This is a genomic window from Cryobacterium algoricola, from assembly GCF_004402485.1.
GTDB classification, from domain to species: domain Bacteria; phylum Actinomycetota; class Actinomycetes; order Actinomycetales; family Microbacteriaceae; genus Cryobacterium; species Cryobacterium algoricola.
Window position 1 is genome coordinate 635,649 of the sequence record NZ_SOFG01000004.1, and the last position, 25,167, is coordinate 660,815.

Sequence of the window (25,167 nt, forward strand, 5' to 3'; positions counted from 1 at the left end):
CGTTCCCGAGATAACTTAGTGTTTCAATTACATGTTAAGTAAGCTAAATCGTCAACATCTTTTTGGCCTGATTTCGCTAAGATCAGATGCACCAGTCGTGACGACACAAGGCTCGCTCCAGCGCAGGCCGGAGGAAACATGGACCACTCGGAACGGCACCCGCATACGCTCAGCGGCTTCCCGGCCGCCGCTACCGAATTCGTGAGTGCCCTCGACGGTAACCGCCACCGCATCGCCGAGCGTGCCGGCGTGTCAGGAACCGAACTCCGTGCGCTCTTCCGGATCGCGCGGATGGGGTCGATCACTCCGAAAGACCTCGCAACCCACCTCGGGATGACAACGGGAGCGGTCACGGCGATCTCCCGCCGCCTGGTCGAGATCGACCTGCTTCATCGAATCGACCACCCCGGTGATCGCCGCAGTCTCTATCTCGAGCTGACTCCCCACGGGCATGACGTCATGGGCGAGATCCACCGCGATTTCACCGACATGCTGTCGGCCTCCACCTCGGGCCTGGACGCTGCACAGCTCGAGGCGTTCACCGCTGCGCTCGCATCTGTGGCCGCTGAAGTGCGGATCCGGTCGGCACAGCTCTGAGGCCTGGACCGCGCTGAGGCCTGGCCGGAACCTACGCTGTCGGCGGGTGCGTCATGTCGGTGAATGAGAGTGCCGAGTCCCAGGCGAGACGGCTGGAGGCCTCTCCCCGACCGGTGCGCACCCGATACGCCGCCCACCGCGCGTAGCGCCCGTCGGCCCGCCTCGCCAGCACGGGTACGGCGCGCAGGTGCACGCCCTCCCTCGGCAGTTCTTCTCCGGGGAAGGTGAGGGGTGTCGGACGCAGGGTGATGCCGCTCGGGATGACGGGAACTCCGTCGCGGAGCAGTGCCGCCTTGCGCAGTGATACCTGGCCGGGCGTCAGCGCAACGGGTGCCAGCGGGATCCAGTGCGCGGGCACGAGTGATTGCAGCCGGTATGCCCGCTCGTCCTGGGTGAGACCCTCCGGCCACGGATCGGGAACGGGCGGCCGCTCGCTCGCGCGCCGCCGCGGGTCGCCGCTTCGACCCTGCACCGAGTTCTCGATGGCCCAGGCCATGTTCGCCATCTCGTCGCGCAGGAACAGCACGTCTTCAAGGGCTTCGCCCACGAGTGTGCCGACGGCCACGGGCGGCAACACGATGCCGGGGAGCATCCGCCCGGCCGCCGACGAAACGCCGAACATGGTGAATGCGGGATCGGCGAGCTCCGGAACCGTCACCGCGTCGCCGAAGTCGTCGGTAAGGGTGACGGTTCCGACCCTGTTGACCGCTCCGAGCAGGCCGTCGACCGGTACGGCCAGCCAGTCGTCGCCAGAGGACAGCGCGAATTCGGCAAGGCAGAGCCTCGCGAGGTCGTTCGTCTGCGCCTCGATGGCGCCCACGTCGACCGCGCCGTCCTCGAGCTGCCAGTAGCGGTCGGCCGGCATGCCGGGGAACCGTAGCGGAGTGGCGAGCATGGTCGCCTCGCTGCCGACGGGGGTGCCGCTCGGTGCCGCGTCCGGCAGTTCGGCGGTGGCGCCCTCGACCCAGTCGAGGTCGCTCCAGCGCACGGATGCCGAGCCGAACTGGGTGCCCCTGGCGAACACGGCGTTGGCCTGGTCTCCGAAACGCAGCGCGAAGCGGTACTCCAGGCGTTCGGTCGACCAGGCGCCCCCGGAATCGGGCTCGCCGTCCAGCCAGGCCAGCCACTCGGCGATCGCCGAACGCGCGGCTACGGCATCCGTCGCCTCGTCGATCCAGCCGGGATCTCCGGCGCGCAGCTCGATGGCGAGTGTTCCCCCGTCGGGAACGGCGCCGCCGAGCACAGCGAAGAGGCGTGCGGCCTGCGGGTCGTCGAGTCCGAGTGGATCGTTCGGGTCGTCGTCGAGGGCGAGCGGATGCCGGCCCGTGAGCGAGCGTGCGAGCGTCTCTTCGCCGGCGTCGGTCAGGAGGTCCACGAGCTGGGCTCCTGCCTCGGCGCGCTGTCGCAGGCCGTCGCCGAACGCGAGCTCCGGCACGTCCTGGATGAGCTCCTCGAGAAGCGCGCCCTCGCGCCAGGGCCGCCAGTCGGCGTCGGCCAGGTCGATCGTGTCGCCCGGCAGGGGGGCCCAGGCCGTGATCGGCAGCGCGCTCGACGTCACATTCACCGACACGACGGATCCGGCGTCTTCGCCGGTGAGCTCGCCGAACTGCCACTGCCGACCGAGCATCCACGCGGCATCGCCGATGCGCGCTTCGGCGCCGGGGGCCGGGTCGCCGGTGACCGAGTCGGGCTCGAGCCGCACCATGGCCGGTGGGTCGGCGACCTGCAGCAGCTTCAGGATCGCCGCCAGGTTCTGGTCGGTCACCGCGCTGACCATCATGTCGATGGGGATCTTGACGGCCATCACTTCACCTCCGACAGGAACGGGATGCCGGCGCCGGCCCATTTCACCGTGGCCAATTCCGTGAACTGGAGCCCGGTGCGGACCTGCAGCCACGGGCTCGCCACGTAGATAGCGGGCAGGATGGCGGCGTCGCCCGGAGCGTGCTCGTAGGTCACCAGCCGGGCCTTGGCCAGTTCCACGGCCTCCAACACCGTCGCCACGACGGAATCGGTCGTCCACCGGGTGCCGTCAGGCGAGACGGCGGAGAGCAGCACCTGCGGCGCCCTCGCCGATGCCTGGTTGGCGTGCACGGCGAGCCCGGTGGTGGCCCTGGCCGCCCGCAGCGGGTTGTCCGGCGCCGCCGGATCGAATGCCCGGGGGTCGGGTTGGAACGGCAGCGTCTCGGCCCAGCCGTCGATCGCGAGTCCGGCGAACGCCCCGGCGAAGTCGTCATGGCCACCGACGAGTTCGACGACGAGATGGCTCGCGGATGCCGCCGGCCAGGGGATGTCGTCGGGGAGAGGCCCGGCCAGCCAGCGCTCCGTGCCCGCGGCCGGGACTCCGGTGGCCTCATCGTGTTCCGTGAGCTGCACGATGCGCAGCGGGATCGGGATGCCGAGGGCCCCACCGAGTAGCTGCGCCTCGGCGAGACGTCCGACGCCGGCCTGGACCGAGGCGTGATCACGCACGAAGGCGTTGACGTGTGCATGCGCCGGCTGCTTCTTCATGGCCGGCGTGGTGATCGCGGCGTGGAACGAGTCGGTGCCGGCGGGCTTCGTCAGCAGGGGCAGGAGCAGGAAACCGTCGCCGAGGATCCCCTCGGCGACGGCGCGACAGGCATCGACGATCTCTCCCGGGGCGGCTGGGGTGTCGCGGGCCGGGTCGTTCAGGGCGGAGAGTGTCGCCCGGGCCTGCCCCAGTCGCGCGAACGCCGCCTGCCACGCGCCGACGGCCCACGCGACGTTCGATGGAATCGCAGCATCCGGAACCAAGGGAACGCCGAAGGCCGCGAGCCCGCGCACGGCGTCGATCACGTCGGCCACGGCATTCTCGTCGACGGCCAGGCTGTCGGGGTCGATGGCGGCGATGACCGCCTGGCCGGAGGCGAGCGCGGCGGCGAGGGCGTCGAGCACGGCGCCGATACGCGCGATCAACTCGTCGGTGTCGATCAGGCGTTCCGGGGCGACTCCGGTGCGCACGAGCGAGTCGGGACCGAGCGGGGTTCCTCCGGCCGCGAGCGAGCGGAGGCTGCCGGCGAAAGTGGCGACGCGCAGCAGTCCGTCCGCGAGCGGAGAGTCGCCCAGGGCGGGTATGGCTGCACGCAGCTCACGGTCGAGGGAAGCCGCGTCGTCCGCGAAGACCAGGTCGAGAGCGGCCCAGCCGGCCTCGGCGAGGGTGTGACGGTTGGGGGCGTCGGTCACCGAGATGTCGGCGGGATCACCGAGTCGGCGCGCCGCCCACGCTTCCAGCCTCGGTTCGGCGAGGGCGCGGGGGCGGGTGGCCGACCAACCGGTCGCACCGGCCGGGATGGCCGCGAACACGCCGTGGGTGAGGATGCGTCCGGTCTGGCGCACGCCCAGGATGCCGAGGTCGGGGTCGACGGCGGCGCCACTGGCCATGGCGTCCATTGCCGCGGAGGCGCGCGACGGGTTGCCGGACGAGTACTGCAGGACGCTCTCGCTCAGAAGGGCATCCGAGACGGCGTCGAGGGTGGCGGCGGCTCCGCGCAGGGCTGCGACCAGGAGGTCCCACTCCGGGTTCGACACGGGGTCCCAATTCTCGACGAAGGCGTTGTCGGGCTTCAGGCTGAGGCGGGCGCGCAGCGGCGGGTCGGCCGCCGTGAGCGTATCGAGCGGGAACAGCCGGAGCAGTTCTGCACCGTCGACGACGTCGGCGGCGGCGACGCGGGCTGCCGCGACCTCTTGCGCTTCGTCGTTGCCGAGCTGATCGGTGGCGGCGGGCGCGATCTGCCGCAGGCTCAGCTGGAACCGGGCCGCCGAGGTCCCGGCGAGGCCGCGTTCGATCTGGTACCCGAGCAGGGCGCCGATCGACTGCCCGGCCGCGACGCCTTCGAGCACGCGTCGGAGTTCGACGCCGCGCCGACTCGACAGGTCGATGGCGAACGGTTGCTTCCCCGGCAGTGCGCCGATGTTGGAACGGTGCGCGCTCGCGAGCACGCCGGCGGCGACGGCGTGCGAGCTGCTCGGCGCGTGGATCCAGCCATCCGGATCGCTCCGGGCCGTTCCGAGACGGATCTGCTCGACGTAGCCGAACGCGCCGATGGTCATTCCGACCGGGGCGGTTGCCGCCAGGGTGCCCTGGCGTGCCGTCGCGACGCCCGTCGCCCACGCGTCGACTCGATGGGATGCCAGATCGAGAGCAGAGGCGACGGCGATGCGGCGCTCCTCGAGCGGGGCCGCCGCAAGCGCGATCATGGCGGCTCGCACCTCGCCGCCCACTCCGAAGGCATAGAGCAGTTCGGTGATGGCGCTGCTGCCGAGCCACTTCGCCTGCGGCGTGTCGCCGAGATCGAGTGCCACCTGTGCCAGGGAGGTGCGGGCCTCGGCGACCGGTTCGAAGGCGGCGATGCTCACACGCTCGGTCGGCTGTCCGTCGAAGTGCCGCACGGAAGCGACCCGCTCGGCGGCGGCGAAGAAGCGCTCGGGGGCGGTGTCGTCGATGGCGGCGTCGGCGGATGCCGCCACCGTGATGATCCTCCTGATCTCGGGGTCGAGCTCCACGAAATCGACCAGCGGGCCGACGAACTCCTGGGGCGCGGCGCGGAACCTCAGTCGCTTGGCGCCGTCCCAGGCGATGGCGAGCAGCGCCTGCAGCACGCTGTCGACCTTCGGCGTGGTCCCGGCCAGGATCTCGGCCACGACATCGGCATCGCGCTCCGAAACGAGGGGCAGGCCGATGGTGCGGGAGTCGTCGTGCGGCGCCGGAGTCTGCAGGATCTTGGCGGCGTCGACGGAGAACTGCGCCATGATGGCCGTTCGCAGGCGAGCCTCAGCCAGCAGTTGGGCGGGATCCGCTCCGGTCGCAGCGGCGAACGACGCGAGCTGCGGGCCGTCGACCGCCGGTCGGGCGCGCACGCCCGTGGCGACCGGGCTGGTGCCGAGCATGTCGAGCAGGTCCTGGTCGTCGAGCTGCCCGCCGGGACGCACATGGGGAACGACGGGCGCTCGGCTCGCCCAACGGGAGAGCGTGCGCCGGATGAGCGGCACCAGCTGCGCCGTGGTCTCACCGGAGCGCGGGTTCCAGGCATCGAGATCCGCGACCGGCAACACGCCGTAGGGCTGGGCGCCGATGCGCAGCGTCGGCGCCACCCCCGCTCCGCGAACGTAGTCACGGTGCAGGCGCCGGGCCGACTCGATGCTTCCCGGGGTGACCGCGGGGATCGCGAGGTCATCGAGACGCTCGAGCACAGGCTCCCAGGTTGCGAACCAAAGTGCGGTATTGGCGGCGGCCTGGGCCTCGTCCTGGGTCGAGACCGGTCCAGCTGGCAGGAGATGTTCGACGGACGCAGCGTCGAGGCCGAGGGCCGCCGCGAGTCGAGTCGCGTCCCGCGACGGCATGCGCGGTTCCACTTGCGGGCCACCGGCGCTTGCGGCGGGGTGATACGGCGAGCGCTCGGCGTCCGCATTGTTGGTGACGGTTCCGGGGGCCAGCAGCGAGACGCCGTCGGTGAACCTGTGGCTGGTGAGGAGGTCGACGAAGTCGGCGGCGTTGGCCTCCTCGGAGACCGAGTTGCGCGTTCCGACCACCACGATGCGGTCGATGAGCGTGGTGCCGACGGGCAGCTGCACCTCCACCCCCAGGCCCGCGTTCTTTGCCGCATCGAAGTCGACTGTCCACTCCGAGCCGAGCGGCACGGTGAGGCCGGCCACCTGGCTCAGTTCGTCGTCGCCGAACGCGATCGGCGAGAGCGGCACGTCGGTCGCCACCGGCGAACCGGTCACCGTAATCGGTGCTGCTCCGTTGGGAAACACCCGCACCACGAACTGGTCGGGAAGGCAGCGGGCCACGGTGCCGTGGGCCACCTCTTCCGGTGATTCCGGGAAGACCGGGGCACCCTGTCCTCGGGTGGCGAGGTTGGTGGGCGTCGTGACCTCGGCCACCCACCCGGCGCGACGTTCCCCGACGGCCGCGGTGAGTGCGGGCCAGGCGAACGCATCGGCGGCGTCGACCCAGACGGCCGACCAGTACGCCACCCCGGCCGCGACCTCGGCGTCCGTCACCGAGCGCAGCAGGCTGTCGATGTGCGCCTCGTCGGGCGAGATGCGCACCCGAAGCGTCGACGTGCCCGGTGTCAGCTTGCTCTCGATACGGACGGGCAGCAGCACCAGGGGAACCTCCGGAGAGGCATCACACGGGTCGAGGTGATCCCGCAGCCCGCCGATGATCGCGCGCAGGTCGTCGTCGAGCGTGAGGATCTCGCCGCGCCGAAGGTGGTCGGCCGGACGACGGATGAGCGTTCGGCGCTGCTCGGCCAGGATGGCGATGCGCTCGCGAACTCTGGCCAGGACGGCTGGGGTGTCGACGGGCATGGTCTACGCCTCTCTCACGATGAGGTCCGTCGCCTGGAACGCGACTCGCACCGGCCGGTGCAGGTGTTTCTCGGCATAGGCGGCGGAATGCGCTGCCGTGTCGGTCAGGTGCTTCTGGTCTGCCGGCAGCTGGGCATCGGCCGGTCGCTGGAATCGGGTGGCGCTGGGATGCTCGGCGATGGTGATCCACCACTGCTCTCCGTCGAGTTCGTCGACGGAAAGATCGACGCCCACGAGCGCGATGTCGGGATCTAGCACCTCGGAGAAGAGCACGCGGGCGGTCTGCTGGGGCGAGCCGACCTTCTCGAAGACCGGATCGCGCACGGTCCCCTGGTTCTTCACCGCCTGAATGATGAGATCGGGGAATCGCCGCACAAGCTCGCTCTTGACCACGATCACTGCGCGGCCGTCGCCGCCACCGAGGGAAATCTGCGATGCCAGGGGCGTCGCGGGGAACAGGTGGATGGGCGTCGCCAGCTCGTCTGCTTTCGGGTTCCAGAAGCGATGGAAGTAGGTGCCGCGCTGGTCGGTCGGGTATCCTCGCCAGAGCAGCTCCCGCCCCATCTCGTCGCTCAGACCGACGAAGAACGCCGCCATGAATTCACTGTTGGTGGAGAGCACCGTGACGAAGTCGTCGGCCGGCAGGAGACCGAGCCCGGGAACCAGCCATTCCCGGTCGTATTCCTCGAGTGCGCGGTACATCGGCCGGTCGAAACGCGGCGACGCCATGATCGGTGCGATCCGCGGCTGGGCGAACCAGCGATCGGCGAGGCCGCTGCTGAGGTGAAGTCGACCGGCGAGGGACGAGCGCACGGTGTGCCTGGGATCGATCGCCGTGGCGATGGCAGCGGATGCGACGGCCAGGGTGTCGCGGTGCGGCACGGGATCGATCGTGAGCAGTGCCCCTGGATCGATGAGCGACGTCATCTCGGCGCGCAACACGTCGAGCGGAAGCTCGTTGATGCGGTCGAGGGCGGGGGTGAGCTTCACCTCGGCCAGGGCCGCGAACTGTGCCAGCCCGGCATCGAGTTCGGCCGCGTCCCTCAGGTCGCCGAGCTTCGTGAGGTGCTGCGCGTCGATGACTCTGAGTCCGCGTCCGCCGATGAGCACGTGGCCTACGACCGGGATGCGACGGAATTCACCGCCGCCGAGTGGAACCCGCACCGCACCGCCGCCCTGCGGGAGGCGGCCAACGGCGCCGCCGATGGGTGATCGCCTGATGATCGGCGCTCGCGGGTTCAACGGTGCGACGATCGGGCCGACCTCGAAGGGGTGCAGGTCGACCGGGTGCACATCGACCGGGTGCACATCGACGGGGTGCACATCCACAGGGTGCACATCGAAGACCCCGAGATCGACCAGTACCCGGTCGTTCAGCTTCACGGCCCTGCCCTTCAGGCGCTCGCGCAGGGGGCTCGCAATTGTCGCTGTCGAGAGCGAGAGCTCGGCAGCGAGCGGGCCGATGCGCTGGGCGCGGATGGACTCGATCGCGGGAACGGACGAGGAGCGCAGCAGCCTCTCGCTCCACCGGGTGGCGATGTCCGCGCCCAGGTCGAAGCCGGTGTCGACCGCACTCCAGCGACTCGGCTCCGTGAGGTAGGTGGCGAAGCCGCCCGTGCCCTCGACGCGTGCGTTCGCTTCCTTCAAGAGGCCGCCGATGGTGTCGACAGGAGCGCCGATCGCCGCACTGACGAGTTGCAGGTCGAGGTGGGCGACGACGTCGGCCGTGAGTCGCCCGATGCCCTCGGGGTTCGCGTACACCCGGGTGAAGTCGCGGAGCCCCGCGTCGGTTCCCACGACGTTGCCGGCGCGTTGACGGGAGGCGGCATCCGTTCTCCGGATCATCGGTCCGTCCGGGCGGGTGACCCTTCGAAAGGCGCTCTCGGTCGCTGCGACGGGGGTCGCACTCAGGACCACATCGGCGAACAGCGTGCTGCCCGCGGTGACCGAGATCCGGGTGGCGAGAGGAGCAGCGACCTGGAGCAGGTGCCCGGCCTGCAGCTCACCGAGCCTGCCGTGGAGTCTGGTCGCGAGCAGTTCAGCCAGCTGGGCCAGGCGGATGGCGCGATTCGCCGCCTCCACTTCCCCGAGCTGGGCCCACGCCGACTGCATCAGCCGCTCCTGGTCCCGCTGCACCACTCGGGTTCCGAGTCCGCCCACGATGCGCTTCACGGGAGCGAGATTCAGCTCGGCGAACCAGTCGGAGCCCTCGATGACGGCGCTGCCACGGTGCAGCTTCGCGTAGATGCGCGGCCCAATGATGGGCAGGTCGGGCACACCGTCCGTCTGCTTCTGCGTGCCCTCGATGGCGGCAGGCAGATCGAGTTCGGCGCGCAGGTCGTCGACCATGTCGTCGGGCCAGACCGCCGTCTCCGCGATCTGCTGCTCAGGAGTCGACGGCGCGCTTGGCGAGAACAGGGCGCAGCGCAGCACCTGCTTGCGCCCGACCTCGTCGGCAGCGAGCGCCCGCAGCGGCTTGCCCGGTTGCGACGTGTCGATGAACTTCCGCCCGACCTCGTAGGGTGCCGCGATGCCCTGCAGCTTGATCGCGAGCGAACGGAAGTCGCCGTCGGGACCGGTGCGGAATTCCCAGCTGTCGTAGACCGGAAGGCGCATCGGGTCGGGTGAGGAACTGGTCCAGGCCGGGTCGAGGGTGCCGCCCGCGACGCCGAGGCCTCCCCGAACTCCCACGTCGGTCGTCGGCACGAGGGCAGCGATGTAGTCGGTGTCCTGCTTCAGGATGCGCGGTGAGATGACCCGAGACAGGTTGACGGGAGCGTGCGCCGGTGAGAAGCGGGCGGAGAGGTCCTGCCCCGACGTCGTGGCCGGCACCTGGGCATGCGCCCAGAGGTCGGCGTGGGTGAGCGTGGGCAGTTGCGCGAGCGCCACCTGGAAGACGGGGAGCAGTGCGGTGGTCGCCGGCTCGCGCGTGACCGTCGAGCGCTCCAGCACGACAAGAGTGAGCCAGGGACGCATGACGGGAGCCTGCTGGGCGGCGCTGAACGCCCAGGGCAACTCGGGGCGATCGAATTCGATGTGGGCCAGCACGGTCTCCTCGGCCGTGCGGGCGCCCGGTGCGGGGAAGCGCCGCACGATCTGCGCCGGGTCGATGCCCCGCACGTCGCCCGGACCGTACAGGGTCACCGAGAGGGCTGCGGATGCCGTCCCCCCGGCGCTGTCGCCCAGGGGCACCTCCACCCGGGAGCTGGAACGCACGCTGCCGGCGGGCGGAGCGCTCGCCGCCGCGGCGAGGCCGCCGACGACGGTCGATGCGAACTCGAGCGACTCGATCGCCACGGCGCTCTCGTCGAATTCGTCCTCGGGAGCGATCATCAGGGCGAACGCGTCAGGCACCACGTGGGTGGCGGTGCGGTCGAGCGGCGCGATGACGCTCGCTGCGATGGCATCCAGGTCGGCCATCAGGTCACCCCTTCACGATCATGCGCGTCGCAGTCGCGGCGCTCTCGGTGTTGACGGCGGTTGTCACGAGCGCCGCCTGCGTAGCGCTCAGTTCGCCGAGGCCGGCGAGCAGCGTGGCGCCGGTGGCGGCATCCGCTATCGTCGACGTGCCCTTGTCGGAGACCGTGACGCCGGCGTTCGGCGGAGCCGGTTGCGTGTAGGGATTCCCGACCTCGCGCACAGCCCTGCCCACGTTGGTCTTCGTGGCGTAGGAGCTGGAGATGACGGCGAACGCCCCCGTGAATTCGATCATCGCCGACGGCTCGTCGGGATTGCGGACGTAGGTCTGATAGGCCACCGTCGCCGGCGTCGCGGTTCCGACCTTCGGGGTGGTCGCAGCGGCGATGCGGTATCCGCCGGTCATGTCCTCGAAGCCCGAGCGGGCGAGCAGGGACTCGCCCTCGAGCGCGAAGAACTGCCCGGGGGCGAACGCCGTCTTGAGTTCGCTGACAGCGCCGACGAGCCCGGAGTCCGGGGTCGCGGTCGGCGTGCCGATGGTCACCATGTCGGCCTTCACCGCTGCCGAGCCGATGCGGGCGATCGCGACGCCCAAGGGCACCTGGGTTTGCGACACCTCGAGTCCGGCCAGCGGATGCGCGATTCGGCCCTCGATGTCGTCGACCTCGGCCAGGGTGACGAGTTGCGCTGCGTGGTCGGGCAGCTGCACCTTCCAGGCGTCTGGCTCGTTCATCGCCGCTGCGGCGATCTGGAGGGCATCGACCGTTGCGGTGATCGGCGTGGGCTTCTCACCCCACTCGACGGGTCCGAGGTCCTCGTCGAAGGTGGGAAGGAACCAGACATCGACCTTGATGTGGCCCGCCAGGCGGAACGGTGTGGTGCCTTCGAGCGAGCCGCGGAAAACAATGGAGCAGAGCGTGAAGCCGAGCAGCTCGACCTCGACACCCACCTCGATGGTGATCTTGAATGCGAAGCGCGGCGCCCAGATGAAGATCATGTCGAGAGTGAGCCAGGCCTTCGCCACGATGACGGAGAAGTCTGCGTTGAGGCGCCCGTCGACGCCGAGCATGACCGAGCCGGCCGTGATGGCGAAGTACGCCTTGATGACGAAGCTGATCGCCTTGGACGGCGAGAGGTCGATGGTGACCCTGTCCATGTCGCCGAGCTTCGGCTTGCCGCCCGTCAGTTTCTCGTACTCCGGGTGGAAGCCGCCGACCGAGAACTCGAACGCTCCGGTGCCCGACCACTGGATGTAGAGGCCGAGGTCACCCGAAATCTTGATGCCGGCCACCGTGGAGTCGCGCATGCTCGCGAACAGCAGCAGGTAGTCGGGGGTGATGGCCACGAAGACGTCGGCGCGGATGTCGGTGATCGGCGCCTCCTTCGTCGGCACCCGCACCCGCAGGGAGCCGAGAATGACGATCATCGGATCGGGAAGTGCGAGCACCACGCCGAGCTTCATCTCCACGAACTTCGCCTGCGAGCCCCAGCCGAGTTCGACGATCGGGCCGAAGACGAAGCCACCGTCCTTCGGCGGGAACACGTGCGCGACCTTATCGAGCAGCTTCGGCGCCTCGGCGACGGGGTTGTCGGGGAACAGCATCTTGTCGAGGATGTGCTCCTTCATCCCGGAGCGCAGCTCTTCGAGGTCAAGACCCCGGTTGAGCGCCAGGATGCCGCCGATGCCGTTCAGCGTGAATCCCATGCTGAGGTCGATCGCAACGGGGAAGCGCACGCCGATGACGAGCACGATGGAGAACGGATCCGGCGAGAGGATGACGATGGCCGACAGGCCGAACTTGAGGATCTGAAGCTGGACGACCCCGCCGAACTCGACCCGCTTCACATCCTGCCCGTCGACCTTGTAGGTGCGTTCGACGCGTTGGATGAACCCACCACCCGTGACGGGGCCCGCCTTCACTCGCAGGCCGATCGCATCTGGCCAGCGCGGCGAGACGGGGAGGTTGAAGACGGCCTGTTGCTCGGCCTGACCCTCGGGGGTCACCACGAAACCGGAGCCGACGATCTGCAGCCCGATGACATCGCCGAGCTTCGCCGCGATGGACGTGGTGAGTTCGAATCCGGTGACCTCACGGGCCGGGTTGCGCACGAGCCCGAACGCCACCTCGCGCAGTTCGACCCCCGGGAAGGAGAAACGCGTGGGCAGGACCGCCTTCTCGTTGCCGCGGCCGTCTCCGAGGTAGAACCCCTGTCCGGTATCGAGCGACACCGTCGTGAGAGTCGTGGCCTTCGGGTCCTCCGAGCCCGGCATGACCTTCGCCAGCAAGGGGTCGCTCGTGAGGCCGGGCTGAAGGATGGTGCGGAAGCGCAAGCCGAGGATCGCCACATCGCCCAGGAACCACTTTCCGTCACGCTCGAGCAGGCTGGTCTTCTCCTCGGCCGTGGGGTTCGCGATCTCGCGGTCACTGAACTGCAGGAACGCCTCGAACGTGACCTGGTCGAGCGTCATCGCGCCGAGCTTCACCTGGCCGGAGCGGAGGAATGTGGCAGCCAGGAGGAACTTCCCGTCGGTGCGGTCCAGGGCGAGGTTGTCACCGAGCTTCTTCACCAGGTCATCGACACCGAGCACATTCTTCCCGAAGCTGTTCAGGAGCTTGCCCGAACCTGCGCCGAGATTCTTGAACGGCTGCGCCCACGGGTTCCACACGTCCATCAGACCGGAACGGATGGCCTCGTCGACGGTGCCGTCCGCCTTCCTGGCCAGCTCCTTGGCGACGATGTTGAACGCCTCGTCCATGGCGGCGAGGGCCATGCCGATGCGCACAGCGACCCTCGCGGCGGTATCGACGTTGAAGTCGTCCTTGTCGATGTCGTCTGCCGATTCCTTCACCATCTTGGCGATGAGCTCGGTCTGCTTCTTGATCTTGTCGGCAATCGGTTCGACCAGAGCGACGGCGGCCTTGATGTCCGCCTTGAGCTTGTCGAAGGTCGGTTTCACGTCGCCGACGGCGCCGAACGTGACGATCGACTCGAGGAACGGCACCGTGTCTTTAAAGGACGTGCCGCTCAGGGCACCGAGGCGTGAATTGGCGAATGCTTCGATCCCGTTGAGGAATCCGGTTCCGATGTCGGTCATCGTGTCCCACTTTGTGTTCAGGAGCCGCGCTGGCCTGCGATCCTGGTTTCGTGCGTCGGTCCACGTCCTGCGGACGTTTCGGCTCCGGGCGCTCACCCCATGAATACGCGGATTCGGGGCGCGGACGGAGGACACCCGAACACAGCGGGCATCGCGAGAATTCAGTTGTTCAGGGTGGTCAAGTGGCGCGGCATTGCGGGAGCTGAGAACTGATCTGCGGAAGAGCATAGACCCGGGGCAGGGCGAGCGTCTAGAGGCTTGTCGAGGGGGCCGTTATCGCCTGACTTCAAATTCTGTGCCGTGTCGTGTTGTCTCGCTTTCGACCCAGACGAGAAAAGAAGAGGGCCTCTGGCAACCACCGTGGCACGTGCGGCGAAAAACGATGGGTCCGGACAAAGAAAGAACCCCTGGTTTCCTCAGGAAACACAGGGGTTTTCAAGCTGGGGTACCTGGACTCGAACCAAGAACAACTGAACCAGAATCAGTCGTGTTGCCAATTACACCATACCCCATTGGCCGTTGGCCTCTCCGAAGATCGGCCGACTCGTAACTCTAACCCACAGACCGGATGCTGGCCAAACTGAGCAGCACATCGGCGGGTCGTGAGCCGCGAATCACGGCAGTCGCCCTCAGGCGGCCGGGCCCTCGACAACTGCCGGGCTGCCGACCACCGCCGGGCTGCCGGCCAGCAGCACCAGTCGCGCAAGCGACTCACTGCGGCCGAGGATCTCCATCGACTCGAAGAGCGGCGGCGACACCTTCCGGCCGGAGATCGCGACGCGCAACGGCCCGAAGGCGACGCGGGGCTTGAGCCCCAGTCCCTCGATGAGGGCGCTGGTGAGCGCCTCGTGCACGCGGTCGTGGGTCCACTCGGACTCAGGAATGCTCTCGAGGGTCGTGACCGACGCCGCGAGGATGTCGGCGGCGTTCTTCGGGAGGCTGGCGAGGGCATCCGCTTCGTGCACGAGCGCCTCGCTCGTGACGAACAGGAAGCCGAGCATGCCGGGCGCCTCGCCCAGCAGGGCGATGCGTTCCTGGATCAGCGGCGCGGCGGCCGTGAGCACGGCCTCGCGGGCGTCGCCGAGCGGCAGGTCGACGACCCCGGCGGAGACAAGGTAGGGCACGATACGGGCGGCGAAGTCCGCGGGCTCTAGCAGGCGGATATGGTCGCCGTTGATCGACTCGGCCTTCTTGAGGTCGAAGCGCGCCGGGTTCGGGTTGACGTCCTCGACGTCGAAGGCCGCGACGAGCTCGTCCACGCTGAAGACGTCCTGGTCCTTGGAGAGCGACCAGCCGAGCAGCGAGAGGTAGTTGAGCAGTCCCTCGGGAATGAAGCCGCGCTCACGGTGCAGGAACAGGTTCGATTCGGGGTCGCGCTTGGAGAGCTTCTTGTTCTTGTCGCCCATCACGTAGGGCAGGTGGCCGAAGCGCGGGATGAAGGTCGTCAGGCCGATCTCGATCAGCGCCTGGTAGAGCGCGATCTGACGCGGCGTGGAGGAAAGCAGGTCCTCACCGCGGAGCACGTGGGTGACGCCCATCAGCGCGTCGTCGACGGGGTTGACGAAGGGGTAGAGCGGATGCCCGTTGGGACGCACCACGACGAAGTCGCTGAACGAGCCGGCCGGGAAGGTGATCTCGCCGCGGACCAGGTCGTCGAAGCTGATCTCGGTGTCCGGCACCTTGAGCCGCAGCGCGGGCGCACGACCCTCGGCGCGATAGGCGGCGCGCTGCTCCTCGGTGAGGTCGCGCTCGAAGTTGTCGTAGCCCTGCTTGGGGTCGCGGCCGAGGGCCACGTTGCGGGCCTCGATCTCCTCGCCGGTCGCGAAGCTCTCGTAGATGTGGCCCGAGGCCTTGAGCTTCTCGACGACGTCGCGGTAGATGTCATAGCGCTCGGACTGGCGGTACGGCCCGTGCGGTCCCCCGGCGTCGACACCCTCGTCCCAGTCGAGCTTCAGCCAGCGCAGTGCGTCCTTGAGCTGCAGGTAGCTTTCCTCGCTGTCGCGGGCGGGGTCGGTGTCCTCGATCCGGAAGATGAAGGTGCCGCCGGTGTGCCGCGCGTATGCCCAGTTGAACATGGCCGTGCGAACGAGACCCACGTGCGGGGTTCCGGTCGGTGAGGGGCAGAACCGCACGCGGACATCCGTGCCGGTCGCGGTGGAAAATGGGTACACAGTGGTCTCAGACATCGGTATCGAGTCTACTTGGCGCGTGGATCACGCGGGTGAGCGGGCCCGGGGTCGGTCGGCGCGAGGCGCCCTACCCCGCGGATGCCGCGAGCACGCCGAGCCTGCGGAGGGTCTCGGTGAGCGCGGGAACGCCCTCAGCCCCGTCTGCGGTGACGGCGTGCAGGGTCCGGTACTCGCGCCTCCGGGTGGGCCGGATCAGGACCCCCTGCCGCACGCCGGACTCGATCGCGAGGGCCGGCAGCATAGCGACGCCGATCCCGGCCGCCACCATGCCGAAGACCGCCGCGACATTGTCGGTCTCATAGGACACGTCCGGCACGAACCCGCTTCGCTCGCAGAGTTCGAGCAAGTGGCCCCGGCAGCGCGGGCAGCCGCCGATCCAGCGTTCTCCGGAGAGGTCTCCGAGGTGGATGGACTCCTCGTCGCGGAGCCGGTGGCCGGCCGGGATGACGAGCAGCATCTCGTCCCTGCCGAGCGCCGTCACCGACAGCCCTTCCGCGCTGTCCTTGTGCGGGTCGACGAGGTCTCCGGGGTAGCTGAACGTGAGGGCGAGGTCGACCCGGTTCTCGCGGACGAGGGCAACGGCCTCCGGCGGTTCCGCCTCGACGTAGGTGATCGAGAGCCCCGGATGCCGCCCGCCGAGGTCGGCGAGCAGGCGCGGCACGATCGTCGCGGACGCGGAGGGGAACGCGGCGACCCGCACCCGGCCGGCCCGGAGGCCCTGGAGCTCGGCGAGGTCGCCTGCGGCGGCGTCGAGGGCTCCGGTCACGGTGCGGGCGTGCCGGGCGAGCAGCCGGCCGGCCTCGGTGAGGCGCACGCCGCGGCCGACCCGCTCGACCAGGGCCAGGCCCACCCGCTGTTCGAGTCGTTTGAGCTGCTGGCTCACCGCGGGCTGACTGTAGCCGAGGGCGCGCGCCGCCGCGGTGATGGAACCGTGCTCGGCGAGGGCCTGAACGACCCGCAGCGCATGGGAGTCGAGGCCGGAATCGGTGGCAGGCATCCTCAAGGATAACTCGAGGTTATGAGTTCCATCACTCACTGGCGATTGTCGAATGAGTAGAGGCGGCGGATGCTGGTGGAGTGACCACCCCAGACTCCCCCGACGCGACCCGCCCGCGCATCGCCCGTCCGCAACTGGGTATCGCCGCCGCCCGGGCGCAGTTCCCCGGCGGCCGCGGGTACCTCGCCGCCTGCACACTCGGGCTGCCGACGGCCGGAACGGTCGCGGCCCTCCGCGCCGACCTCGACGCCTGGGCGAGCGGCTCGGCCTCGGCCGCCGGGTACGCCGCGGTCGTCGAACGGGTGCGCGCGGCCTACGCCCGGCTCGTGGCGGTACCGGTGAGCCGGGTGGCGATCGGGTCCCAGGCTTCGGTGCTCGCGGGGCTCGTGGCCGCGAGCGTTCCGGACGGGGCAGAGGTGCTCTGTGTCGACGGCGACTTCAGCTCCATGGTCTTCCCGTTCCTGAACCAGGCCCATCGCGGCGTCACCGTGCGGCACGTTCCCCTCGCGCACCTGGCCGAGAGCATCACGGGCAACACCTGGCTGGTCTCCTGGTCACTCGTCCAGTCCGCGACGGGAGCTGTCGCCGAGACGACCGCGATCCTCGCCGCTGCCCGCCGCCACGGCGCCTTCACCCTGTGCGACACGACCCAGGCAGCCGGGTGGATGCCGGTGGACGCCTCGGTCTTCGACGCCACGATCTGCCACGCCTACAAGTGGCTGTGCGCGCCGCGGGGCGTCGCGTTCCTGACTGTCGCCGAATCGTTCGGCGCCGTCGTGCGCCCGGCCCACGCCGGCTGGTACGCCGGCCAGGACGTCTGGGGCTCCTGCTATGGACCGGGCATGCGGCTCGCCGCCGACGCCCGCCGCTTCGACGTGTCGCCGGCGTGGACGGCCTGGGTCGGCGCTGAGCCCGCGCTCGACTTCTTCGGCACGCTCGACCTGGCCGAGGTGCGACGGTACGACGTCGGCCTCGCCGACGCCTTCCGGGCCGGCCTCGGCATCGACCCGGCCGAACAGGCCGGCCGGGCCGTCGTCACATGGGCCGATGCCGCGGGCACCGACCTCGCGCGCCTCACGGCCGCCGGACTCACGGCATCCGGTCGGGCAGGCCGCGCCCGCGTGGCGTTCCACCTCTGGAACGATGCCGACGACGTTCAGGACGCGCTCCGCGCCCTCGGCCATTGACGCCGCACACCCACGCCCACGAAGTGAGGTGTCGCAGATCGAGGTTCGCGCGCACGCGGAACCTCGATCTGCGACACCTCAGGCGCGCGCGGCTCTCCTACCGGGCAGCGACGACCGCGATGATCCGGGCCGCGAGCTCGCCGGAGGATGCCGGGTTCTGGCCGGTGTAGAGGTTCCGGTCGACCTCGATGTGCGCGGTGAACGGCGCCGCCTCGACGAAGTCCGCTCCGAGCTCCACCAGGCGGGTCTGCACCAGCCAGGGCGCCTTGGGGGCGAGCCCCCCGATGACCTCTTCCTCGTTGGTGAACCCGGTCATACGATAACCGGTGAACGGCCAGCTGTCGTCCGCACGCTTCGCGGCGAGCAGGGCGGCCGGGGCGTGGCACAACACGGCCAGGATCCGGTCGGTGTCGAGCGCCTCCGTCATGAGCGCGCCGGACGTCGCGTCGACCGCGAGGTCTTCCATCGGCCCGTGACCGCCGGGGTAGAAGACGACGTCGTAGTCAGCCACGACGATGTCGTCGAGGGTGCGCGGGGCGTCGAGTTCCTCGCCGATCGAGCCCAGGTAGGCGATGATCTCCGCGGCCCGGTCTTCGCCGCCCGCGGCCTGAGCGGTGAGGCTGCCCCGGTCGATCGTGGGCGCCACCCCGCCCGGAGTCGCGATGGTGATGGACCATCCGGCCTCGCTGAACAGCCGGTGCGGTTCCGCGAGCTCCTCGGCCCAGTACCCGGTCGGGTGCAGGGTGCCGTCGTTGAGGGTCCAGTGGTCAGCTGCGCTGACCACGAAGAGTACTTGATTCATGGTTCTCCCAGGGTCGAATTGTGATGAATGCGGGTCATGGAGCGGGACCGAGTCGGCTCAGGCGACGGTGCGAACGACCATCTTGCCGGTGTTCTCGCCGCGCATGAGGCCGAGGAAGGCCTCGACCGCGTTGTCGATCCCGTCGACTACGGTCTCGTCGAAGACGACGGCGCCGCTGGTCAGCCAGCCGGACATCTCGGCCGAGAACGCGCCGAAGTGCTGCAGGTAGTTGCCGACGGTGAAGCCCTTCAGGGTGAGCCCGCGGGTGACGATGTTCGACATATTGCGGGGTCCGGCGGATGCCTCCGTCGTGTTGTAGTTGGAGATCGCGCCGCAGAGGGCCGCGCGGCCGCCGTCCTTGAAGGCGCCGAGGGCGGCCTCGAGGTGTTCTCCCCCGACGTTGTCGAAGTAGACGTCGATGCCGTCGGGCGCGGCGAGGGCGAGCTGGCCGGCGATGTCGCCGTCCTTGTAGTTGAAGGCGGCGTCGAAGCCGTACTTGCTCGTGAGCAGCGCGACCTTCTCGGGCGTGCCCGCAGAGCCGACGACGCGGCCTGCGCCCTTGAGCCGTGCGATCTGCCCGACCATGCTGCCGACCGCGCCGGCAGCGCCGGAGACGAAGACGGTGTCGCCGGGCTGCATGCCCGCGATGTCGAGGAGGCCGACGTAGGCGGTGAGCGCGGTCATCCCGAGCACGCCGAGGTAGGCGGAGAGCGGAACGCCGGGCAGCTCGGGGACGACGCGGAAGCCCTCGGCGGGGGCCTGCACGAGGTCGCGCCAGCCGTACTGGTGCACGACGACGTCACCGACGGCCACTCCGTCTGCGGCAGTGGCGACGACCCGGCCGACCGCGCCGCCGGTCATGGTCTCATCGAGCGCGTAGGGCGGCGAGTAGCTCTTCACGTCGTTCATCCGGCCGCGCATGTACGGGTCGACGGAGACGAACTCGTTGGCGACGCGGATCTCACCGGGCGCGAGGTCAGGGAGGTCGACGTGGACCGTGCGGAAATCGGCCGCCGTCGGCCATCCGACGGGGCGTGCGGCGAGCTGGATCTGGGTGCTGGACGTGGTGGATGTGCTGGGCGCGGTCATGGGTGACTCCTGTACTGGTCTGTGCCGAACGTGGCGCTCGGAACGTTTTTGTACCGACCGGTTTAGTATATGCTGAATCGAACGGTACACAAAAACCCGATCAGTGACTGGAGACCGAGATGGGCCGCACGGCGAGCTTCGACACTCCCCTCGTGGTGACAGCGGCGCGCGACCTCTTCTGGGACCGCGGCTTCGAGGCGGCGTCCCTCGCCGACCTCGAGCGCGTCACCGGGCTGGGCCGCTCGAGCCTCTACCACGCTTTCGGGAGCAAACGCGGTCTCTTCGATGCGGCCGTCGCGGACTACCTGGCGACGGTCATCCGCCCACGCCTGCGTCCGTTGCTCGCCGAATCGGCGGGCCGGGTCGCCCTGCTCGAGTACTACGCCGGGCTGAGCCTCGCCGTAGCCTCGCTGCCGGACGATTCTCCCCGCCGGGGGTGCCTGCTGGTCAACTGCGCAGCGGGACTCGCCGGCCACGACGCGCTCGCGAGGAAGGTCGTCGACGACTATCGTGCCGAACTCACCGCGGCGCTGCGCAACGCCCTCGCCGGCGCCGCGGCCGAGTCCGAACCGGGCACGAATGCCGCGCCGACCGTTCTCGACGAGCGCGCACGCACGCTCGCCTCGCTCTCGATGAGTGTCATGCTGCTCGCCAGGGTGAACCGGGACGAGTCCCTCGCGCTCCTCGCGACGGCGACCGCCCAGGTCCAGTCCTGGCACCCCTGACCGACTCGACTAGAGCCGCTTGACCGGGTTCGTCAGGATCCCGATGCCCGGGATCTCGATCTGCACGGCGTCGCCGTCGTGGACCTTCTCGGCCCGGTCGGGTGCGCCCGTGAGGATCACGTCGCCCGGGAGCAGCGTGAAGACGCTCGAGACGAACGCGACGACCTCGGCGACGGAGTGCTTGTAGAGCTCAGCCGTCCCCTTCTGGAACTTCTCGCCGTTCACCCGACCGGTCAGATGCAGGCTGGTCCAGTCGTACTCGGTGTCGATCACGGGGCCGAGCGGGCAGAACGAGTCGAAGCTCTTGGCGCGGGCGAGCTGGCCGTCGCGCTCGAGGAGATCGCGCGCCGTCACGTCGTTCGCGATCGTGTACCCGAAGATGACGTCCTCCGCGTTCTCGACCGTCACGTTCTTCGCGATCTTGCCGATCACGATTGCGAGCTCGCCCTCGACGCGCACGTCGTGGGACTGCGCAGGGAGGAAGATCGGGTCGTCCGGCCCGATCACCGAGGTGTTCGGCTTGAGGAAGAACAGCGGCTCGCGCGGTTCGGCCTGCTCGCGTTCTTCGTCATCGGAGTAGAACGCGTGCGCCATGCCGACGATCTTGGACCGCGGGATCACCGGCGCGAGCAGTTTCACGTCGCGCAGGGCGACCCGGTCGCCGGTCGGGTCGTATCCGGCGAACATCGGATCGCCCTTGAGCACGACAAGCTCATCGTCGTCGACGATGCCGAAGGCGATCACGCCATCGAGGCTGAACCGCGCGACCTTCACGCCTGGCCCGCAGGCGTGTCGAGGCGGGTGAGCCAGCCATGCCGGTCGGGCAGCAGCCCGTACTGGATGTCGGTGAGTTCCTGGCGGAGGGCCATGGTGATCGTGCCGGCCGGGGCATCCGCATCGCCGATGGCGAGGCCGCCTGGGCCCTTGAGCTGCGAGATCGGGGTGACCACGGCGGCGGTGCCGCACGCGAAGACCTCGGTGATGGCACCGGATGCGATTCCGTCGCGCCAGTCGTCCAGGGTCACGTCGCGCTCGTCGACGGTCAGCCCCCGGTCGCGGGCGAGCTGGATGATGCTGTCGCGCGTGACGCCCTCGAGGATGGTTCCGGTCAGCCTCGGGGTGACGAGCGTGTCGGTGCCGTAGACGAAGAACACGTTCATGCCGCCGAGTTCGTCGATGTGCGAACCGGTCTCACCGTCGAGGAAGAGCACCTGGGCGCAGTCGTTGTCGTAGGCCTGCATCTGCGGCAGGAGCGAGGCGGCGTAGTTGCCGCCGCACTTCGCGGCCCCGGTGCCGCCGCGGCCGGCGCGGGCGTATTCGGTCGACAGCCAGATCTTGATCGGGGCGACGCCGTTGGCGAAGTAGGCGCCCGCGGGGCTCGCGATGACGTAGTACCCGACCTTGTGGGCGGCGCGCACACCGAGGAAGCTTTCGTTCGCGATCATGAATGGACGCAGGTAGAGGCTCGTCTCATGGTCAGACGGCACCCAGTCGCCGTCCACGGCGATGATCTGCCGGATGGACTCGATGAAATCGCTCTCGGAGAGCTCCGGCAGGGCGAGCCGGCGTGCCGAACGCTGCAAGCGGTCGGCGTTCTTCTCGGGGCGGAAGGTCCAGATCGAACCGTCGGCGTGGCGATACGCCTTGAGGCCCTCGAAGATCTCCTGGCCGTAGTGCAGCACGGACGAGGCAGGGTCGAGCTGCAGCGGGCCGTACGGGATGACCCGGGCGTCGTGCCAGCCCTCCTCGACCGTCCAGTCGATCGAGATCATGTGGTCGGTGAACTTCTTGCCGAAACCGGGGTCGGCGAGGATCTCCTCGCGCTCGGCCCTCGTGCGCGCCATCGTGGACGGCGTCAGGCTGAAGGTCAGCGGGAAAGCACCCGTCGTCGGGTCAGTGGTGGATTCGGTGGTGGTGGTGGTGTCGCTCAGTGCTGCCTGGCTCATTGGAGTCCCTTGTCTGTCATTCGAGTCACGATGGCGTCGCCCACCTCGCTGGTACCGCGCGACGCCGTGAATGCTCCGTTTCCGGTACGGGCCGCGATATCGGCGACCACCGCGTCCCTGACCCGGGCCGCGGCATCCGTCAGTCCCAGGTGATCGAGCATGAGGGCGACGGAAAGGATGGCGGCCGTCGGATCCGCAAGCTGCTTGCCCGCAATGTCGGGGGCCGAACCGTGCACCGGTTCGAACATGCTCGGGAACCGGCCGTCCGGGTTGATGTTCCCGGATGCTGCCAGGCCGATGCCGCCGCTGATTGCGGCCGCCAGGTCGGTGAGGATGTCGCCGAAGAGGTTATCCGTGACGATGACGTCAAATCTACTCGGATTTGTGACGAGGAAAATCGTCGCGGCGTCCACGTGCAGGTAGTCGACGCTCACGTCGGGGTATTCCGCGGCGACCGCGGTCACGATCCGCTGCCACAGTCCGCCCGCGAACACGAGCACGTTGGTCTTGTGCACGAGCGTCAGATGCTTGGCCGGGCGGCCCTGGGCGACTTCGAAGGCGAAGCGTACGACGCGTTCGACTCCGAAGGCCGTGTTGACCGAGACCTCGTTGGCGACCTCGTGCGCGGTGCCCTGGCGGATGGCGCCGCCGTTGCCGACGTACGGTCCTTCCGTACCCTCGCGCACGACGACGAAGTCGACGTTGCCCGGGGCAGCGAGCGGGCTCGGCACACCGGGGAACAGCACGCTCGGGCGCAGGTTGACATAGTGGTCGAGCGAGAAGCGCAGCCGGAGCAGCAGGCCCCGCTCGATGTTCGCGTTCGCGAGGCGCGGGTCGCCGGGCACTCCCCCGACGGCGCCGAGCAGGATGGCGTCCTGGGCGGCGATCGCCCCGAGGTCCGCATCGGTGAGCACGTCGCCCGTCTCGAGGAACCGGGTCGCGCCGAGCGAGAACCAGGTCAGCGCGAACTCGACGTCATCGGCGACCGTCGCGGCGCTGAGCACCTTGACGGCTTCTGCGACGACTTCGGGTCCGATCCCGTCTCCGGGAATGACGGCGAGCTTGATCTGACGGGACATGGGACTCCTGGGGGCTCGGATTGCTGTACCCAAACCCTACTGCGACGCGTCAGGTCGGGTGATCCCCGCAGTGCCGGCACGCCAGCGCCCGAGGCCCGTTCACCGCGCCGAGCGCAGCGCGACCAAGCTGACCAGAGCGGCAACGACCACGAGTCCGGCTCCGATCCAGGCGGTCGGGCCGATTCCGCTCAGGAAGGCCTCCCTCGCGGATTCGAGCAGCATCCGGCCTGCTCCGGCAGGCAGGTCGGCCGCGACGGCAACGGCCCCGCCGAGGGTCTCCCCCGCCGCCGCCCGTTGTCCGGCGCCGAGCCCGTCCGGCAGCACCACCGCGGAGCGGTATGCGGAGGTGAGGATGCTGCCCAGGACCGTGGTGCCGAGCACCGCACCCAGTTCGTAGGCGGTCTCCCCGACAGCGGATGCCGCGCCCATCTTCTCCGGCGGTGCGCTCGCGACGATCAATTCGTTCGACACCGTCTCGGCGGCCCCGATCCCGATCCCGAGGGCGACGAAGGCGACGGCCACACCGGCAGGGCCGAATCCGGCGCCGCCGACCGCGAACGCAGTGTACCCGGCCGCCGAGAACAACAGCCCGGCCGGGACCACGACCGACGGCCGGACCCGCCGGGCGATCGGGACGACGAGCAATCCGGCCAGGATCATCGCGAGCAGGCCGGGCACGAGCACCAGACCGGCGGCGAGGGGCTCGAGCCCGAGGACGAGCTGCAGGTACTGCGAGACGAAGAACAGTCCGCCGACGAGAGCGACGACGCTCAGGAAGTTGACCCCGACGGCGCCGCTGAACGAGCCGCGACGGAAGAGCGCGAGGTCGAGCATCGGCACGCGAAGAGACCGCTGCCGACGGATGAAGAGGAGCGCGGCCACCAGTCCCACCGCGATCGACGCGATTCCGGCGACACCGAAACCGGTATCGGCGAGGGTCTTGATGCCGAAGACGATCGGGAACATCGTCACTAGCGACAGCAGGATGCTCGGCACGTCGATCGCGCCCGGGTTCGGGTCCCGGGATTCTGGCACGATCAGCGGCGCCACCACGAGCAGGGGCAGCAACAGCGGCACAGCGAGCAGGAAGGCGGATCCCCACTCCCCGTTCTCGAGGATGAGGCCGCCGACGACGGGCCCCAGTGCGCTTCCGGCCGCGAAGCCGCTCGCCCAGATGGCGATGGCGAGGCGGCGTTCGTTGCGGTCGGTGAAGACGGACCGCAGCAGCGCGAGTGTCGGCGGCATCAGCATTGCCCCGAAAATGCCCAGGGCCGCACGGTCGAGGATGAGCCATTCGATGCTCGGGGCGAAAGACGCGATCACCGACATCACTCCGAAGCCCGCGGAGCCCATCAGCAGCAGGCGGCGTCGGCCGATCCGGTCGCCGAGGCTGCCCATCGACACCAGTAGCCCCGCGAGCACGAGGGGGTAGATGTCGATCACCCAGAGCAGCTGGGTGCCGCTCGGGCTGAGGGCCTCGGAGATCTGCGGCAGGGCGAGGTTGAGCACGGTGTTGTCGATCGACACGAGCAGCACTGGCAGCATCAGCACCCCAAGTGCCCACCAGCGGCGTACGGGCGCGGCGCCGGGTATGAAGAGGGTGCGGGGGCGGGTGGGGGTTGACACTGTGCAGCAACTTTCCGGGCGAGGGACGGCTTAAACCGTCGCAGGAGGGGACGGTACGAACTGTACCGTCCAGACGGTACAGT

15 protein-coding genes and 1 tRNA gene are annotated in these 25,167 nt (G+C 69.3%); 3 read left to right on the forward strand and 13 right to left on the reverse strand.

Annotation, left to right across the window (positions count from 1 at the left end; all coding sequences use genetic code 11):
• The first annotated feature begins 138 nt into the window (after positions 1 to 138).
• Positions 139 to 597: a MarR family winged helix-turn-helix transcriptional regulator gene (locus E3O44_RS03430; RefSeq protein WP_134532469.1), complete on the forward strand. Its 459-nt coding sequence runs from the start codon at positions 139 to 141 to the stop codon at positions 595 to 597.
• Positions 598 to 628: 31 nt separating this feature from the next.
• Here E3O44_RS03430 and E3O44_RS03435 read toward each other — a convergent pair whose 3' ends face one another.
• The 7 genes from E3O44_RS03435 to E3O44_RS03465 form a co-directional block, all read right to left on the reverse strand.
• Positions 629 to 2,401, reverse strand: a complete 1,773-nt coding sequence (locus tag E3O44_RS03435) for a hypothetical protein (protein ID WP_134532471.1) — start codon at positions 2,399 to 2,401, stop codon at positions 629 to 631.
• Positions 2,401 to 6,930: a hypothetical protein gene (locus E3O44_RS03440; RefSeq protein WP_134532473.1), complete on the reverse strand. Its 4,530-nt coding sequence runs from the start codon at positions 6,928 to 6,930 to the stop codon at positions 2,401 to 2,403. The genes E3O44_RS03435 and E3O44_RS03440 overlap by 1 nt, the downstream gene beginning before the upstream one ends.
• 3 nt (positions 6,931 to 6,933) lie before the next feature.
• A complete protein-coding gene (locus tag E3O44_RS03445) occupies positions 6,934 to 10,350 on the reverse strand; it encodes a hypothetical protein (RefSeq protein WP_134532475.1) in 3,417 nt (1,138 codons plus the stop codon).
• Positions 10,351 to 10,354: 4 nt separating this feature from the next.
• Positions 10,355 to 13,444, reverse strand: coding sequence for a DUF6603 domain-containing protein (locus tag E3O44_RS03450; protein ID WP_134532477.1), 3,090 nt, complete (start codon positions 13,442 to 13,444; stop codon positions 10,355 to 10,357).
• A gap of 440 nt (positions 13,445 to 13,884) precedes the next feature.
• Positions 13,885 to 13,956, reverse strand: a tRNA-Gln gene (locus tag E3O44_RS03455).
• A gap of 117 nt (positions 13,957 to 14,073) precedes the next feature.
• The gene (gene gltX, locus E3O44_RS03460; RefSeq protein WP_134532479.1) at positions 14,074 to 15,630 is read right to left on the reverse strand and encodes a glutamate--tRNA ligase; all 1,557 of its coding nucleotides are present in this window, start codon (positions 15,628 to 15,630) and stop codon (positions 14,074 to 14,076) included.
• Between the two features lie 70 nt (positions 15,631 to 15,700).
• Positions 15,701 to 16,630 (reverse strand): LysR family transcriptional regulator, encoded by a 930-nt coding sequence (locus E3O44_RS03465; protein ID WP_134532481.1) that lies wholly within the window; start codon positions 16,628 to 16,630, stop codon positions 15,701 to 15,703.
• 140 nt (positions 16,631 to 16,770) lie between these two features.
• On the opposite strand from E3O44_RS03465, the gene E3O44_RS03475 reads away from it, so the two are divergent.
• Positions 16,771 to 17,817 carry an aminotransferase class V-fold PLP-dependent enzyme gene (locus E3O44_RS03475; RefSeq protein ID WP_134533010.1) on the forward strand — a complete coding sequence of 349 codons (1,047 nt, stop codon included), beginning with the start codon at positions 16,771 to 16,773 and terminating at the stop codon, positions 17,815 to 17,817.
• Positions 17,818 to 17,914: 97 nt separating this feature from the next.
• Here E3O44_RS03475 and E3O44_RS03480 read toward each other — a convergent pair whose 3' ends face one another.
• A complete protein-coding gene (locus E3O44_RS03480; RefSeq protein ID WP_134532483.1) occupies positions 17,915 to 18,619 on the reverse strand; it encodes a type 1 glutamine amidotransferase domain-containing protein in 705 nt (234 codons plus the stop codon).
• Positions 18,620 to 18,676: 57 nt separating this feature from the next.
• Positions 18,677 to 19,708 carry an NADP-dependent oxidoreductase gene (locus tag E3O44_RS03485; RefSeq protein ID WP_134532485.1) on the reverse strand — a complete coding sequence of 344 codons (1,032 nt, stop codon included), beginning with the start codon at positions 19,706 to 19,708 and terminating at the stop codon, positions 18,677 to 18,679.
• Between the two features lie 119 nt (positions 19,709 to 19,827).
• On the opposite strand from E3O44_RS03485, the gene E3O44_RS03490 reads away from it, so the two are divergent.
• Positions 19,828 to 20,433, forward strand: a complete 606-nt coding sequence (locus E3O44_RS03490) for a TetR/AcrR family transcriptional regulator (RefSeq protein ID WP_134532487.1) — start codon at positions 19,828 to 19,830, stop codon at positions 20,431 to 20,433.
• A gap of 9 nt (positions 20,434 to 20,442) precedes the next feature.
• Here the strand turns inward: E3O44_RS03490 and E3O44_RS03495 are convergent, their stop codons facing one another.
• The 4 genes from E3O44_RS03495 to E3O44_RS03510 all read right to left on the reverse strand — a co-directional run bounded on the left by E3O44_RS03495 (position 20,443) and on the right by E3O44_RS03510 (position 25,084).
• Positions 20,443 to 21,207, reverse strand: a complete 765-nt coding sequence (locus tag E3O44_RS03495; protein ID WP_134532489.1) for a fumarylacetoacetate hydrolase family protein — start codon at positions 21,205 to 21,207, stop codon at positions 20,443 to 20,445.
• Positions 21,204 to 22,379 (reverse strand): branched-chain amino acid aminotransferase, encoded by a 1,176-nt coding sequence (locus E3O44_RS03500; RefSeq protein WP_134532491.1) that lies wholly within the window; start codon positions 22,377 to 22,379, stop codon positions 21,204 to 21,206. The genes E3O44_RS03495 and E3O44_RS03500 overlap by 4 nt, the downstream gene beginning before the upstream one ends.
• On the reverse strand, positions 22,376 to 23,458 hold the full coding sequence (locus tag E3O44_RS03505) for a 3-isopropylmalate dehydrogenase (protein ID WP_134532493.1): 1,083 nt from the start codon (positions 23,456 to 23,458) through the stop codon (positions 22,376 to 22,378). The genes E3O44_RS03500 and E3O44_RS03505 overlap by 4 nt, the downstream gene beginning before the upstream one ends.
• A 99-nt stretch (positions 23,459 to 23,557) precedes the next feature.
• Complete coding sequence (locus tag E3O44_RS03510; protein WP_241975993.1) at positions 23,558 to 25,084, reverse strand: MFS transporter; 1,527 nt, start codon at positions 25,082 to 25,084, stop codon at positions 23,558 to 23,560.
• Positions 25,085 to 25,167: the final 83 nt, after the last annotated feature.

Bases quoted from the DNA above. Each gene is read 5' to 3' on its own strand.
- E3O44_RS03430 (WP_134532469.1), top strand. From the start codon at position 139: ATGGACCACTCGGAACGGCACCCGCATACGCTCAGCGGCTTCCCGGCC.
- E3O44_RS03435 (WP_134532471.1), bottom strand. From the start codon at position 2,401: ATGGCCGTCAAGATCCCCATCGACATGATGGTCAGCGCGGTGACCGAC.
- E3O44_RS03440 (WP_134532473.1), bottom strand. From the start codon at position 6,930: ATGCCCGTCGACACCCCAGCCGTCCTGGCCAGAGTTCGCGAGCGCATC.
- E3O44_RS03445 (WP_134532475.1), bottom strand. From the start codon at position 10,350: ATGGCCGACCTGGATGCCATCGCAGCGAGCGTCATCGCGCCGCTCGAC.
- E3O44_RS03450 (WP_134532477.1), bottom strand. From the start codon at position 13,444: ATGACCGACATCGGAACCGGATTCCTCAACGGGATCGAAGCATTCGCC.
- gltX (WP_134532479.1), bottom strand. From the start codon at position 15,630: ATGTCTGAGACCACTGTGTACCCATTTTCCACCGCGACCGGCACGGAT.
- E3O44_RS03465 (WP_134532481.1), bottom strand. From the start codon at position 16,630: ATGCCTGCCACCGATTCCGGCCTCGACTCCCATGCGCTGCGGGTCGTT.
- E3O44_RS03480 (WP_134532483.1), bottom strand. From the start codon at position 18,619: ATGAATCAAGTACTCTTCGTGGTCAGCGCAGCTGACCACTGGACCCTC.
- E3O44_RS03485 (WP_134532485.1), bottom strand. From the start codon at position 19,708: ATGACCGCGCCCAGCACATCCACCACGTCCAGCACCCAGATCCAGCTC.
- E3O44_RS03490 (WP_134532487.1), top strand. From the start codon at position 19,828: ATGGGCCGCACGGCGAGCTTCGACACTCCCCTCGTGGTGACAGCGGCG.
- E3O44_RS03500 (WP_134532491.1), bottom strand. From the start codon at position 22,379: ATGAGCCAGGCAGCACTGAGCGACACCACCACCACCACCGAATCCACC.
- E3O44_RS03505 (WP_134532493.1), bottom strand. From the start codon at position 23,458: ATGTCCCGTCAGATCAAGCTCGCCGTCATTCCCGGAGACGGGATCGGA.